We start from the raw sequence: 14,069 nt of genomic DNA, 5'->3' as shown, positions 1-14,069 counted from the left end.
AATCTCTCTTTAAATTTTGCATAATGTATAAATTTTATCTTAAATTTCATAAAAAAAGGTTAAAATCCGCTTTTGTATTTTATTTTTCAAAAGGTATGAATTTGAAAATTTTAGGTATAGATCCAGGTTCAAGAAATTGCGGTTATGCTATCATAGAAGCTGACAAAGGAAAAAACATTCTCATAGAAGCAGGACTTATAAAGATAAAGCCAAGTACCTTACAGTATCAAATCACAGAGCTTTGCGAGGGTTTGGACTTGATTTTTAAAAATCATTCTTTTGATGAGGTGGCTATAGAAGATATCTTTTTTGCTTACAATCCAAAAACCGTTTTAAAACTCGCACAATTTCGCGGAGCCCTATCTTTAAAAATTCTTCAAATTCATGGAGATTTTGCAGAATACACTCCCTTACAAGTAAAAAAAGCCGTTACAGGAAAAGCCAAAGCAACTAAAGAACAAGTTGCTTTTATGGTAAAAAGGCTTTTAGGACTTAGTAAAGATATCAAGCCTTTGGATATCACAGATGCTATTGCAGTAGCTTTAACCCATGCGGCAAATTTAAGAGTTAGGGTGTGATTTTAGTAATTTTTATTACACAAAAGCCCAAAGCTTCATAAACTCCCAAAATACCTTTAAATTTTTTCTATAAATTTTTAAAAAATTCATAAAAAATTTCAAAAGTTGGAACAGAACTTGCTTATAAACTTCACATAAACGCAAAAGTTTTTTAAAGCCAAAGCGTTAAATTTTTTAAAGCAATATTTTATAAAGGATTTAAGATGATGAGATCACTTTGGTCTGGCGTAAGCGGACTACAAGCACATCAAGTTGCGATGGATGTTGAAGGTAATAACATTTCAAATGTTAATACCACTGGTTTTAAATACTCTCGTGCAGATTTTGGGACTATGTTTAGCCAAACTGTGAAAATCGCTACAGCTCCAACTGATGGAAGAGGCGGATCTAATCCACTTCAAATCGGTCTTGGTGTTTCAGTAAGTTCTACAACTAGAATTCATTCTCAAGGTTCAGTTCAAACCACAGATAAAAACACTGATGTTGCTATAAATGGTGATGGTTTTTTTATGGTGAGTGATGATGGTGGTCTTACAAACTATCTTACAAGGAGCGGGGATTTTAAACTCGATGCTTATGGAAATTTTGTTAATAATGCAGGTTTTGTTGTCCAAGGGTGGAATATCAACTGGGATACTCAAAGTATAGATAGCTCAAGAACTCCGCAAAATATTTTTATCGATCCCGGTATGCATATCCCTGCAGCAAAATCCACAGAAGTAGCCATCAAAGCGAATTTAAATAGTGGTTTAAATATAGGAACAGCAAGTCGTCCTTTGTATTCTCTTGATTCTGTGCATGGTTTTAATCAAAAAACAGGTGAAACTAAAGATGAAAATGATACAGGAACTACTCAGTTTTATACGACTTCTAAAAATGCTGTAGAAGTGACGGAAAAGGGTGTGGATGCAGGATCACTTTTTAATGCTAATGGACAGGGTTTAAATTTAAGAGATGGGCAAGGGATTTGGGTATCTTATGCGGATGCTAAATATTCTACGAATCAACTTGGAGTCAATGCTTTTGATCCAAATTTACATCAAACTCAAACCGCTGCTTTTTGGGGCAATGGTAATCAAAAGACAAGATTAGATATAGTGATTAATGGAGTTACTATTCAAAATGATACTATAGGCAGTATAGATGAGGCTATCGCTTATATCAATACCTTTACCGCACCAACGGATGCAAGACAGGGAACAGGAGTAAGAGCGGTTAAAAATGCAGATGGCTCGGGTATAGATTTTGTCAATGATAATGCTGATGGTACTACAGATAATATGAAAAATATTAATCTTGTAGTTAATGCTACCAATACAGCAGGTGAAGCTTGGACAGCTACTTGGGATGCTGCAACAAATACATTCAATCAATATACTCCAATACAACAAAATAATGCTTCTTTATGGACAGCTACAGGTGGTCAAGCTGGAACAGCAAATAATTTAACAGGTGGTAGAAGTGCTCAAATAATAACAGCGCATAAATATATCTATAGTTCTTCGCCTCAAACTCTTCCTCCTATGTATAATCCCGATGGAGGTTTTGCTTATATACCTGGTACACAAGGTGGTGGTGGACCTACTTGGAATGGTACAGATACTGCTACTATAGGTTCGCAAAATTATTATAATGCAGTAATGAATGGTTCTTTATTAAATACTAATATAAGGACTTTTCACACTACTGAAGATTTAAGAGAGCTTTTACAAAGAGATGCTAGATATGGGGTTGATTATGATGGAAGCGGAACTTTTGCTGCAGCAGATGTCAATGAAAATGTTAAAGTTGTAGTAAATTCTTCAGGAGCTTTTTCTCTTACAAATGTTAATGAAACTTCAAATAGTCCAACACTTGTTACAGGTGGTCAAGGACCATTGACTTTTGGCCCTCATAATATGAATTTCAATATCACTGCTTATACAGATGAAAGAGGAACAGTAAGTACTAATGATGCTTTTACTAAAATCTTTAAAGGACTTGATGGTTCTTTCCCTGCAGGCAATCAGGTTAAGCAAAGTGAACTTCTAAAACTTTCTGCTTTTTCAGCAGGACTTGAAATTTATGATTCTTTAGGTTCAAAACACACTTTAGAAGTGCAGTTTGTTAAGCAAAGCACCACTCAAGATGGGGGTAATGAATGGCAAATGATCATCCGTGTACCCGAACCTGCAGAGATTAACACTACAGGCGAAGGACCAAACAATATCATCGTAGGAACAGCAAGATTTAATAATGATGGATCTTTGTCAAATTATAATCCAAGAACGATAAATTTTTCACCAAATAATGGTGCCGCACCAAATCAACAAATCAAACTTTCCTTTGGAACAAGTGGAAGCAATGACGGCCTTGTAAGCTCAAATTCTGCTTCAACTCTAACAGGACAGGCAACTGATGGTTATACTTCAGGTAACTTAAAACCTGATGCTATCCGTGTGGATGACAAAGGTAATATCTTAGGTGAATTTACTAATGGCAAAACCTTTGCTGTAGCAAAAATAGCAATGGCTTCAGTGGCAAATAACTCAGGTCTTGAGGAAATTGGTGGAAATCTTTTTAAAGTCACTGCAAATAGTGGTAATATCGTAGTAGGTGAAGCAGGAACAGGAGGTCGTGGTGAAATGAAAACCTCAGCTCTTGAAATGTCAAATGTGGATTTAAGTCGTTCTTTAACAGAGCTTATTATCATTCAAAGAGGTTATCAAGCAAATTCAAAAACCATTTCAACGAGTGATCAAATGCTTCAAACTCTAATCCAGCTTAAACAATAATTTAAGCTTAGTATTCTATAAAATATTGTTTTTTGCTCCCTTAAGGGAGCAAGCCTTGCTTTACAAGCCTATCTTGGTAGTCTTGTAATACTAGGCTTAGGCTTGAACTGCCTTCAATTTATTGCTAACTCACTCTTGCTAGGGGTGAGTTGCAATAAAATTTTAAGCAATGTGATATAAATTTTTTAAAATTTAATTTTAATTTTATTTTTTAAAGATAGAATAATCAATAATTTTTTAGAAAGGAGAAAAAATGTCTTATATTAGTTTTAACTTAATGCTTTCTTCTTTCTGTATGCGTGCTTGGCACGCTTAATCTACTCGTATATACTCATATTCTATAAATTTACATTTTCAAATAGCCTAGTTTAAAGCCGATAAAAAGCTTTTTAACATTTTTTCATTGATACAATAAGGATAAAAAATGAATTTCAATAAAGAAACTTTAGCATTACACGGAGCTTATAATTTTGATACTCAAAGAAGTATTAGTGTGCCTATATATCAAAACACTGCGTATAATTTTGAAAATTTGGATCAAGCTGCAGCAAGGTTTAATCTTCAAGAACTTGGCAATATTTACTCAAGACTTAGCAATCCTACAAGCGATGTTTTAGGACAAAGACTTGCTAATGTCGAAGGAGGGGCTTTTGGAATTCCTGTTGCTAGCGGTATGGCAGCTTGTTTTTATGCTCTTATCAATTTAGCAAGTTCGGGAGATAATGTCGCGTATTCGAACAAAATTTATGGTGGGACTCAAACTTTAATTTCTCACACACTTAAAAATTTTGGCATAGAAGCTAGGGAATTTGATATCGATGATTTAGATAGCTTGGAAAAAGTTATAGATCAAAACACAAAAGCGATTTTTTTCGAAAGTCTTTCAAATCCTCAAATTGCCATAGCTGATATAGAAAAAATAAGCCAAATAGCAAAAAAACATAAAATCGTTAGCATTTGTGATAATACCGTTGCTACTCCTTTCTTACTCCAACCTTTTAAACATGGCGTGGATGTAATCGTGCATAGTTTAAGTAAATATGTAAGCGGTCAAGGCACTGCTTTGGGTGGAGCACTTATAGAAAGAAAAGATTTAAACGACTTGCTTAAAAATAACGATAGATATAAAGCTTTTAACACTCCTGATCCAAGTTATCATGGACTGAATTTAAATACACTTGATTTGCCGATTTTTAGTATTAGAGTCATCATCACTTGGCTTAGAGATCTAGGAGCTAGCTTAGCACCTCAAAATGCTTGGTTACTTTTACAAGGACTTGAAACCTTGGCAGTGCGTATAGAAAAACACAGTCAAAATGCTGAAAAAGTTGCGAATTTTTTAAATTCTCATCCTGATATCAAGGGCGTAAATTATCCTACTTTAGCAAGTAATGCTTATCATAATTTATTTAAAAAATATTTTGATAAAAATTTTGCTAGCGGGCTTTTAAGCTTTGAAGCTAAAGATTATGAGCATGCTAGAAGAATTTGTGATAAAACTCAACTTTTCTTACTTGCTGCAAATTTGGGTGATAGCAAGTCTTTGATCATCCATCCTGCTTCTACTACTCATTCGCAACTAAGCGAAGAAGAACTCCAAAAAGCAGGCATTACGAAAGCTACTATACGCTTAAGCATAGGACTTGAAAATAGCGATGATTTGATAGCGGATTTAAAACAAGCTATAGAAAGTTAAAAGTGTGTTTGCATTGAGTGGAATGAGATAAAAATTCCACCATGCTTTATCATAAATAAGGTTTATTAAATAAAGGAGAAAAAATGCCACTGATTATTCCAGAAAATATACCCGCTTATGAGCTTTTAAAAGAGCATGCTTTTATCATGGGATTAAGGAGAGCAAAGCATCAAGATATCAGGCCGCAAGAAATTTTGATTGTCAATCTTATGCCAAAAAAAATTGAAACAGAAAATCAAATTCTAAGCTTACTTGCAAATTCTCCTTTGCAAGTAAATATCACACTTTTAGCCACGACTAGCTATGTGGGTAAAAATACTCCTTTTACTCATTTGGAAAAATTTTATAAGGGTCTTGAAGAGGTTAAAAAACATAAATTTGACGGTGCTATCGTTACGGGAGCTCCTGTGGAACAAATGGATTTTGAAAAGGTTGCTTACTGGGAAGAATTGCTAGAAATTTTTGATTTTTTAAAGCAAAATGTAACAAGTTCTATGTATATTTGTTGGGGTGCCATGGCTGCTTTAAAATACTTTTATGGTGTGGATAAAATCTCTTTAGATAAGAAAATTTTTGGAGTCTATAAGCATGATAAAGTTTCGCCTGATCTGCTTTTAACAAATTTAGATGAAAAGGTTTTAATGCCTCATTCAAGACATTCTAGCATGGATGAAGAGCAAATTTTAGCGCTACAAAAACAAGGGAAATTAAAAATTTTGCTTAGAAATAAAAAAATCGGTTCGGCTTTATTAAGAGATGAAAAGAATATTTTTATTTTAGGGCATTTGGAATATTTTAAAGAGACTTTACATCAAGAATATGTAAGAGATAATTTCATACAAAAAGCTAAAAATTATTATGATAAAAAGGGCAATATAAAATACAATTGGCGTTCAAATGCAAATACCATTTTTGCAAATTGGCTCAATTATGATGTGTATCAAAGCACACCTTTTGTGCTTTGATGATTTAAACTCTTGTAGTAGGTGTATCGTGATATACGCTTACTGCACCTTTGATATCGCTTAAAATCGCGCAAGCTGCTTCATTGGCACTTCCCATCGCGCAAGCTACCATAGTCGTAACACCTGAAGCAAGTCCTGCTGCGTAAATTCCTTCTTTGATAATCTGTCTCCCGTGATGTTTGAAGCAAAATTTGTTTGGTTTTGGTATAAGCTCATGCGGTATTACAAAATCTTCAAGTTCTTTGATATCGCTTTTGTTTGCCCCTGTTGCTACGATGATATAATCTGCTTTTATACCCAAGCCTTGCTCATCATTAACAGTAAAATCTCCTTTTTCTCCGCTTATGCTTACTACTTTTGAATCGATGTATTTTACTTCGAGCATAGAAGCAATTTGTGCTTTTATGTGAGTGTAAATTTCATCTGCTTTTGCACCTTTTGGGAAAAAAGGAACATTGTAAATTGCTGCTGCTTTTAAATCTGCTTTACCCTCATCAAAAACAGTGATATCAAAGTCAAGTTCTTCATTTTTAGCTGAAGCGAAAAATAAAGCCGCGCTAAGTCCTGCGATGCTACCGCCTATAATTGCAATTGATTTTCTCATTTTTTTCCTTTTGAAAGATTTGCCTTATTCTAGTATAAAAAGCTTTATTTAATATAATATTTGTCTTTTTTATGCAATTTGCTAAAAATGTTTATTTTTCAATTGCTCTAAAAGTAATTTTTTATATAATTTTCTAAAAATTTTCAATAAGGAAAGCTCATGCGTTATGGTGAAAAAGAAATCAAAGAATTTGATGTAGAAAATATGGAAATTTGGCCAAATGATGCCAAAAATGACTATATCATTAAAATCACTTTGCCTGAATTTATGTGTTGTTGTCCGCGTTCGGGTTATCCTGACTTTGCGACGATTTATCTTGAGTATATGCCTAATAAATTTGTGGTTGAGCTTAAGGCGATAAAACTTTATATCAATACTTTTATGTATAGAAATGTTTCACATGAAGCAAGTATCAATGAAATTTATAATACTTTAAAAGATAAATTAAAACCAAAATGGATTAAAGTTGTGGGGGATTTTAACCCGCGTGGAAATGTGCATACGGTGATAGAATGTCGTAGCGATATGGTAGTGCCAAAATAATATTTAAGTAAAATATTAACATATTTTTATGTAAAGATTAAGTATTTTATAAAAAATTCTTATTTAATCTTTGAAGAATATATAATATAAAAAGATCTAAATTTTTTAGATCGAATTTTATTATAAGGAGTTAGGTTATGAATAAAAAATTATTAAGCATTATCGCAAGTGCTACTTTGTTTTCAAATTTGGCTTTAGCAGATGAGAATTCTGGTTTTTTTATAGGTGCTGATGCAGCTTGGATGCATGCTCAAGTAAAAAGTGAGTTAAAACATAAGAATACAAAGCAAAATTTTAATGGAGATATTTCAGGTAATATACCATCGTTTGGTCTAAAACTTGGATATCGTTTAAATGAAAATCATAGAATTTATGCTGGTTATAATTATTCTGATGAATTTAGTGATTTTATCAAAACTCCTAAAATTCAAATCGAAGGTGATTTTACTACACATAAATTTTTAACAGGTTATGATTTTACTCCTAAGCTTTTTGAAAAAACCAGAGCTGTTTTAGGTGTGTATGGAGGATATGCAAGAACAGATCTTACCTTAAAAACAAGCTTTTTATCTTTATCGCAAAATTTTGACGGTTATTTTTATGGAGCGAAAATAGGTGCTTTATATGATTTGACACCACATAATGAAATAGAATTAGGCTTTAAAGCAGAGCAAATTCATTATAATTCTAGAAATTTTTATCAAAATAAAGTGGGTTCAAACTTTTACGATCCTAAACAAACAAATTATGGTGTATATTTAGGATATAATTATAAATTTTAATCTAATGCAAGTTTTTATAACTTGCATTAATGAAATCAACCTCCACCGATAAAGTATTTTTCAACATCATCAAGTAGTTTTTCACAAATTTGAGAATCTGTATTTTTTTCTACTACAAGATTGATATAAGTTTTAGTATCTCTGAAACTTCCTGCTGATTTTGAATTTTCACGAGTGAGTTTTTGATTCTCTTTAGTATATTCTATAGTGATGTTAAATTTTAGAGCAGCACTTGCTTCACCTAAATTCGTTTTTACTACCACATTCATTTTAGAAGCTTTAGCAAGTGTAGCTTGGGTTTTGTTTATGATCTCTTTAAAGCGTTGGCAAGATCGTATAAGTGTAGCGATAAATTTGTTATCAAGTCCTTCATAAGCTACTTTGAGTTTATTTTTGATATCTTTTGTACTTTCTTTTTCAGGGGCAACAAAAACCATATAAAAACCATTTTTTATAGTCACATTGTCTGTTTTTACATCGCGTCCACTTGACATAACTTTAACATAAATGGCATTATCAAGATAAACACGATCTACCATAGGCCCATAAATTTCGTATTCTTTTTTTCGGACTATGACTTCACGAGCTAGGACATTTAATTTCACATTGGCTTCGTGGATAACAGGTTCCATTTCTTTTTTAATCTCTAAGAGTTCTTTTAACATCAACTTCCTTTTTGTTACTTAAAATTACAATTATATCAATAATTTTCTTAATTTAAGAATTTTACAAACACATTTACTAAAAATATGATACATTAAGTATTAATTTTAACAAAGGAGGAAAAGATGAAACAAATTTTTGAAATTTCAAATTCAGTCCAACAAAAAAGTAAAGACAATACTTTTAATCTGCTACTGCAACTCTCACTCTAAAACTCAATTTTATTTTTAATCATTTTTTACATTTTTAATTTTTTATCATTGTTGTTAAGTTTTTGAATTTTTAATTCATTCAGTCTGTTTGGTTTTAAAGGATTAAATCATGAAAGATAATAAAATCATAATCTTTGATACCACTTTGCGTGATGGAGAACAAGCTTTAGGCAGTTCTTTGGGTATCAATCAAAAATTACAAATCGCTTTAGCGCTTGAAAATTTAGGCGTAGACGTTATAGAAGCAGGTTTTCCGGTATCTTCACAAGGGGATTTTAAAGCGGTGCAAAAGATCGCTTCTAAGGTTAAAAACTCAACTATTTGTGCACTTTCTAGAGCATTGGATAAAGATATAGATATGGCTTATGAAGCTTTAAAAGTGGCAAAGCATTTTAGAATTCATACTTTTATAGCCACTTCGACTTTGCATATGCAAGATAAATTAAAAAAAGATTTTGATGAAATTTTGTCTATGGCAAAAAGAGCGATTATAAGAGCAAGATCTTATACTGATGATGTAGAATTCTCATGCGAAGATGCAGGAAGAACTCCGATAGATAATCTTTGTTTTATGGTGGAAAATGCGATAAAAGCAGGCGCTAAAACTATAAATATCCCAGATACCGTAGGCTATACCTTGCCAAGTGAATTTGCTAATATCATCAAAATTTTATTTAACAAAGTGCCAAATATAGACAAAGCTATCATTTCTGTGCATTGTCACAATGACTTAGGTATGGCAACGGGCAATAGCTTAAGTGCTATTTTACAAGGTGCAAGACAGATAGAGTGCACTATAAATGGACTTGGCGAAAGGGCGGGCAATTGTGCTTTAGAAGAAGTGGTTATGGCGATAAAAACTAGGAAAGATTATTTAAAAGGTTTTTATACTGATATTAAATGTGAAAATATCTTTAAAACTTCAAAATTAGTTTCAGCTATCACTAATGAAAGCATACCTTCGCATAAAGCTATAGTGGGTAGCAATGCGTTTTCTCATAGTTCAGGCATTCATCAAGATGGAGTGCTTAAAAATAGGCAAACTTACGAGATCATAAGCCCTAGTGCCATAGGAATTCATGACAATCGTATGTTAATGACGGCAAGAAGTGGAAGGGCTATGATAAAAACTTGCCTTGAAAATTTAGGCTATGATGAAAATACTTATAATTTAGATGATGTTTATGAGCGTTTTTTACGCCTTGCGGATAAAAAGGGTCAAGTATATGATTATGATTTGGAAGCTTTGATGTTTTTAAGCTATGAAAATGAAGAAGAAAATGAATTTATACTTGAAAAATTAAGCGTGATTAGTGGCAATATCCCAACCGCTTGTGTTTGTATGCGTATCAAAGAAGAGCTAAAAACTGAAGCTTGCACAGGAAATGGTCCTGTTGAAGCAGTTTTTAACTGCATTGCTAGGATAACAAATTTAAAGCCTGTGTTAAAAGCTTATAGTATCAATGCAAAAAGTTCAGGAGTAGATGCTCAAGGGCAAGTGGATGTGGATTTGGAATTTAAAGGGAGAAAATTCCATGGAAAAGGACTTTCAACAGATGTTATAGAAGCTTCAGCACAAGCTTTTGTGAGTGCTTACAATGCGATTTATCGCTCTTTAAAAGTAGAAGAAAGGAAAATGGCATGAAAACTTATAAAGTAGCTGTTTTAGCAGGAGATGGCATAGGGCCTTTGGTGATGAAAGAAGCTTTAAAAATTTTAACTTTTATCTCACAAAAATACAATTTTAGTTTTGAATTTAATGAAGCTAAAATAGGCGGTGCAAGTATAGATGCTTATGGAGTGGCTTTAAGTGATGAAACTTTAAAGCTTTGTGAGCAAAGTGATGCGATTTTATTTGGCTCTGTGGGTGGGCCTAAGTGGGATAATTTACCCATAGATCAAAGACCTGAAAGAACCTCGCTTTTGCCTTTAAGAAAGCATTTTAATTTGTTTGCAAATTTGCGTCCTTGTAAAATTTATGAAAGTTTAACTCATGCTTCACCTTTAAAAAATGAGATTATCCAAAAAGGAGTGGATATTTTATGTGTTAGAGAGCTTACAGGTGGGATTTATTTTGGTAAGCAAGATTTAGGCAAAGAAAGTGCGTATGATACTGAAATTTACACTAAAAAAGAGATAGAAAGGATAACTCATATCGCTTTTGAAAGTGCAAGAATAAGAAAGAAAAAAGTGCATTTAATCGACAAGGCGAATGTTTTAGCAAGTTCTATTTTGTGGCGAGAAGTGGTGGCAAATGTTGCAAAAGATTATCAAGATATAAACTTAGAGTACATGTATGTGGATAATGCTGCGATGCAGATTGTAAAAAATCCTAGCATTTTTGATGTTATGCTTTGTTCAAATCTTTTTGGTGATATTTTGAGTGATGAGTTAGCTGCCATTAATGGATCTTTGGGTTTGTTAAGTTCAGCAAGTTTAAACGATAAAGGTTTTGGACTTTATGAGCCAGCAGGTGGAAGTGCGCCTGATATAGCTCATTTAAATATAGCTAATCCCATAGCTCAAATTTTAAGTGCGGCTTTGATGTTAAAGTATAGTTTCAAAGAAGAACAAGCCGCACAGGATATAGAAAATGCTATATCTTTAGCATTGGCACAAGGAAAAATGACTAAGGATTTAAATGCTAAGTCGTATTTAAATACCGATGAAATGGGGGATTGTATTTTAGAAATTTTAAAGGAGAATAATAATGGCTAAAACTTTATATGAGAAAGTCTTTGATGCTCATGTGGTTTATGAAGGCAAAAACGAACTTCCTATACTTTATATCGATAGACATTTAATCCATGAAGTAACAAGCCCTCAAGCATTTTCAGGGCTTAAAATGGCTAAGCGTAGAATGGCAAGAGCGGATTTAACTTTGGCTACCATAGATCATGATGTTTCAACTAAAAGCGTGGATTTAAATGCTTGTTCTGATATGGCAAAAGAGCAAATTACAACTTTGATGCAAAATACTAAGGAATTTGGAGTAAGGCTTTTAGGACTTGGAGATAAAAATCAAGGCATAGTTCATATAGTAGGTCCTGAGCTTGGCTTTACTTTACCTGGGGTTACTTTAGTTTGTGGGGATTCTCATACGGCAACACATGGGGCTTTTGGAGCTTTAGCCTTTGGTATAGGCACGAGTGAAGTAGAGCATGTCATGGCAACGCAAACTTTAAAACAAGCCAAACTTAAAACTATGAAAATCGAATGTAAAGGGCAGTTTCAAAAAGGCGTTTATGCTAAGGATTTGATTTTGTATTTGATCGCACAATACGGCACAGCAAAAGGCACAGGCTATGCTATAGAATTTTGCGGAGAACTTATAAGAAATCTAAGTATGGAAGCTAGAATGACTCTTTGTAATATGGCTATAGAATTTGGAGCGAAAGTAGGTATGATAGCTCCTGATGAGATCACTTTTGAGTATATTAAGGGAAAGGAATTTGCACCTAAAGGAGAAGAATTTCAAAAGTATTGTGAGTATTGGAAGAGTTTAAGAAGTGATGAAGGAGCAAAATATGATGAGAGTATTACTCTAGATGTAAGCAAGATAAAACCACAAATTAGCTATGGAACAAATCCTTCGCAAGTGATTGGCATAGATGAAAAAATTCCAAAAATAAGTGATTTTAAAAATCAAAGCGAGCAAAAATCTTTGTTTGATGCTTTATATTATGTAAATTTAGAGCAAGATCAAGTTATAGAAGGGGTAAAAATCGACATTGTATTTATAGGATCTTGCACAAATGGGCGTTTAGAAGATCTTAAAATAGCCGCTGATATCTTAAAAGGGCGCAAAATTCATAAAAATGTTAAAGCTTTAATTGTGCCTGGTTCAATGCAAGTAAGAAAAGAAGCTGAAAATTTAGGACTTGATAAGATTTTTATCGAGGCAGGGTGTGAGTGGAGATATGCAGGGTGTTCTATGTGTCTTGGTATGAATGATGACAAAGCAAATTCAGGTCAAAGAGTTGCTTCAACTTCAAATCGTAACTTTGTAGGCAGACAAGGCAAAGGTTCTATCACTCATTTGATGAGTCCTGCAAGTGCAGCAGCTTGTGCCATAGAAGGTGTTATTTGTGATAATAGAAAGTATTTAGGAGTTTAATATGCAAAAATTTATTATACACAAAGGTATAGCTTGTCCTTTAGAATATGCCAATATAGACACAGATCAAATTATACCTAAGCAATTTTTACTTGCAGTGTCTAAGCAAGGTTTTGGCAAGCATTTGTTCCATGATTTGCGTTATTTAGATGATAAAGAAAGTGTTTTAAATATGGATTTTAATCTCAATAAAAAAGAATATCAAAATAGCTCTATTTTGGTGAGTTTTGAAAATTTTGGTAGTGGCTCTTCAAGAGAGCATGCGCCTTGGGCTTTGGTTGATTATGGTATTAGAGCTATTATCGCACCTTCTTTTGCGGATATTTTTAAAAACAATGCCTTAGGAAACGGTTTGCTCACTATAGAACTTGCTAAAGATGAGGTTTTGGAAATAGTTGATGAGTTAAAAAAATCCCAAGATAAAAATATAGAAATTTCTTTGTTGGAAAAAAGAGTATTTTTTAAAGATAAGATTTTTTCTTTTGATTTAGATGATTTTCACAGAATTTGTCTTTTGGAAGGACTTGATAATATAGCTTTAACTTTAAAACATGAAGCACAAATCAAAGCCTATGAAAAAAACTCAAAAAGCTTTTTGGTTTAGAATTTTTTCATAAGCTAAAAAAGGATCTTGGTAATTAGGTATGTCAAAGTTTCCACAAAAATTAAAATCAAGCTTTTTAAAAAGCGAATTCATAGGAAAATTTTTACTATGAGTATCTGCTCTTAAACTTGCCTTGTGATTTTCCAAGGCAAAATTTTCGCAAAAATTTAAAAGTTTTTGTGCCACGCCTTTGCCTTTTGCATTTTGTTTGACAGCTAAACGGTGTAGATAAAAGGCTTTATCATCATAATTTTTGTTAAAAATAACTTGTTTGTAAAATTCAGGTTCAAATTTTTCATTGATACAGATAAAGCCTAAAATTTCATCATTTTCTTTAAACACATAAAGTTCTTGTGCTTGTATATCTTCTTGAAAAACTATTTCATTGGGATAATTCTCATCCCATTGGTGAAAATTCATAGCTTTCATAGCATTTAAAGCATCTTTTGTGATTTCAAGTATAGAATTTAAATCTTTATTGACGGCTTTTTGTATGATAGTGTTTTGCATGATAATCCTTTGTATAAGGAA

General features: G+C 32.8%; 13 protein-coding genes. 10 read left to right on the top strand and 3 right to left on the bottom strand.

All coding sequences use genetic code 11. The features are described 5' to 3' along the window. The first annotated feature begins 95 nt into the window (after positions 1–95). The 4 genes from ruvC to metA all read left to right on the top strand — a co-directional run bounded on the left by ruvC (position 96) and on the right by metA (position 6,013). The gene (gene ruvC / locus FBF06_RS09550; RefSeq protein WP_010891952.1) at positions 96–578 is read left to right on the top strand and encodes a crossover junction endodeoxyribonuclease RuvC; all 483 of its coding nucleotides are present in this window, start codon (positions 96–98) and stop codon (positions 576–578) included. Between the two features lie 203 nt (positions 579–781). After that, a complete protein-coding gene (gene flgE / locus FBF06_RS09545; RefSeq protein ID WP_052853407.1) occupies positions 782–3,352 on the top strand; it encodes a flagellar hook protein FlgE in 2,571 nt (856 codons plus the stop codon). Positions 3,353–3,776: 424 nt separating this feature from the next. Then, positions 3,777–5,048: an O-acetylhomoserine aminocarboxypropyltransferase/cysteine synthase gene (locus FBF06_RS09540; RefSeq protein ID WP_052798384.1), complete on the top strand. Its 1,272-nt coding sequence runs from the start codon at positions 3,777–3,779 to the stop codon at positions 5,046–5,048. A gap of 83 nt (positions 5,049–5,131) precedes the next feature. After that, on the top strand, positions 5,132–6,013 hold the full coding sequence (metA, locus tag FBF06_RS09535) for a homoserine O-succinyltransferase (protein ID WP_002783526.1): 882 nt from the start codon (positions 5,132–5,134) through the stop codon (positions 6,011–6,013). Positions 6,014–6,017: 4 nt separating this feature from the next. On the opposite strand, the gene FBF06_RS09530 is transcribed toward metA, so the two are convergent. Beyond that, the gene (locus tag FBF06_RS09530) at positions 6,018–6,617 is read right to left on the bottom strand and encodes an NAD(P)/FAD-dependent oxidoreductase (protein ID WP_002783528.1); all 600 of its coding nucleotides are present in this window, start codon (positions 6,615–6,617) and stop codon (positions 6,018–6,020) included. Positions 6,618–6,776: 159 nt separating this feature from the next. Between FBF06_RS09530 and queF the strand changes: the two genes are divergently transcribed. Next, the gene (gene queF, locus FBF06_RS09525; protein WP_002783530.1) at positions 6,777–7,160 is read left to right on the top strand and encodes a preQ(1) synthase; all 384 of its coding nucleotides are present in this window, start codon (positions 6,777–6,779) and stop codon (positions 7,158–7,160) included. 137 nt (positions 7,161–7,297) lie between these two features. Then, on the top strand, positions 7,298–7,942 hold the full coding sequence (locus FBF06_RS09520) for an outer membrane beta-barrel protein (protein ID WP_002866807.1): 645 nt from the start codon (positions 7,298–7,300) through the stop codon (positions 7,940–7,942). 35 nt (positions 7,943–7,977) lie between these two features. Here FBF06_RS09520 and FBF06_RS09515 read toward each other — a convergent pair whose 3' ends face one another. Further along, positions 7,978–8,607 carry a hypothetical protein gene (locus FBF06_RS09515; RefSeq protein WP_002853105.1) on the bottom strand — a complete coding sequence of 210 codons (630 nt, stop codon included), beginning with the start codon at positions 8,605–8,607 and terminating at the stop codon, positions 7,978–7,980. A 319-nt stretch (positions 8,608–8,926) separates the two neighbouring features. Here FBF06_RS09515 and leuA point away from each other — a divergent pair, with 319 nt between their 5' ends. The 4 genes from leuA to leuD are packed head-to-tail and all read left to right on the top strand — an operon-like array spanning position 8,927 to position 13,538. After that, a complete protein-coding gene (gene leuA / locus FBF06_RS09510) occupies positions 8,927–10,462 on the top strand; it encodes a 2-isopropylmalate synthase (protein ID WP_032587519.1) in 1,536 nt (511 codons plus the stop codon). Continuing rightward, positions 10,459–11,535 (top strand): 3-isopropylmalate dehydrogenase, encoded by a 1,077-nt coding sequence (gene leuB / locus FBF06_RS09505; RefSeq protein ID WP_032587517.1) that lies wholly within the window; start codon positions 10,459–10,461, stop codon positions 11,533–11,535. Before leuA ends, leuB begins: the two co-directional genes overlap by 4 nt. Next, positions 11,522–12,934 (top strand): 3-isopropylmalate dehydratase large subunit, encoded by a 1,413-nt coding sequence (gene leuC / locus FBF06_RS09500; RefSeq protein WP_074471020.1) that lies wholly within the window; start codon positions 11,522–11,524, stop codon positions 12,932–12,934. Before leuB ends, leuC begins: the two co-directional genes overlap by 14 nt. A gap of 1 nt (position 12,935) precedes the next feature. Beyond that, positions 12,936–13,538 carry a 3-isopropylmalate dehydratase small subunit gene (gene leuD, locus FBF06_RS09495; RefSeq protein ID WP_002853150.1) on the top strand — a complete coding sequence of 201 codons (603 nt, stop codon included), beginning with the start codon at positions 12,936–12,938 and terminating at the stop codon, positions 13,536–13,538. Here the strand turns inward: leuD and FBF06_RS09490 are convergent. After that, complete coding sequence (locus FBF06_RS09490) at positions 13,518–14,048, bottom strand: GNAT family N-acetyltransferase (RefSeq protein WP_002867511.1); 531 nt, start codon at positions 14,046–14,048, stop codon at positions 13,518–13,520. The two genes, leuD and FBF06_RS09490, sit on opposite strands and share 21 nt — an antisense overlap. Between the last annotated feature and the right edge of the window lie 21 nt (positions 14,049–14,069).

The sequence above is a fragment of the Campylobacter sp. CFSAN093227 genome (assembly GCF_012897855.1).
Classification (GTDB): domain Bacteria; phylum Campylobacterota; class Campylobacteria; order Campylobacterales; family Campylobacteraceae; genus Campylobacter_D; species Campylobacter_D jejuni.
Note: the sequence above shows the minus strand (reverse complement) of the source record. Positions and strands in the feature narration are given on the sequence as shown.

Bases quoted from the DNA above. Each gene is read 5' to 3' on its own strand.
- ruvC (WP_010891952.1), top strand. From the start codon at position 96: ATGAATTTGAAAATTTTAGGTATAGATCCAGGTTCAAGAAATTGCGGT.
- FBF06_RS09520 (WP_002866807.1), top strand. From the start codon at position 7,298: ATGAATAAAAAATTATTAAGCATTATCGCAAGTGCTACTTTGTTTTCA.
- metA (WP_002783526.1), top strand. From the start codon at position 5,132: ATGCCACTGATTATTCCAGAAAATATACCCGCTTATGAGCTTTTAAAA.
- leuA (WP_032587519.1), top strand. From the start codon at position 8,927: ATGAAAGATAATAAAATCATAATCTTTGATACCACTTTGCGTGATGGA.
- FBF06_RS09540 (WP_052798384.1), top strand. From the start codon at position 3,777: ATGAATTTCAATAAAGAAACTTTAGCATTACACGGAGCTTATAATTTT.
- queF (WP_002783530.1), top strand. From the start codon at position 6,777: ATGCGTTATGGTGAAAAAGAAATCAAAGAATTTGATGTAGAAAATATG.
- leuD (WP_002853150.1), top strand. From the start codon at position 12,936: ATGCAAAAATTTATTATACACAAAGGTATAGCTTGTCCTTTAGAATAT.
- FBF06_RS09490 (WP_002867511.1), bottom strand. From the start codon at position 14,048: ATGCAAAACACTATCATACAAAAAGCCGTCAATAAAGATTTAAATTCT.
- flgE (WP_052853407.1), top strand. From the start codon at position 782: ATGATGAGATCACTTTGGTCTGGCGTAAGCGGACTACAAGCACATCAA.
- FBF06_RS09515 (WP_002853105.1), bottom strand. From the start codon at position 8,607: ATGTTAAAAGAACTCTTAGAGATTAAAAAAGAAATGGAACCTGTTATC.
- FBF06_RS09530 (WP_002783528.1), bottom strand. From the start codon at position 6,617: ATGAGAAAATCAATTGCAATTATAGGCGGTAGCATCGCAGGACTTAGC.
- leuB (WP_032587517.1), top strand. From the start codon at position 10,459: ATGAAAACTTATAAAGTAGCTGTTTTAGCAGGAGATGGCATAGGGCCT.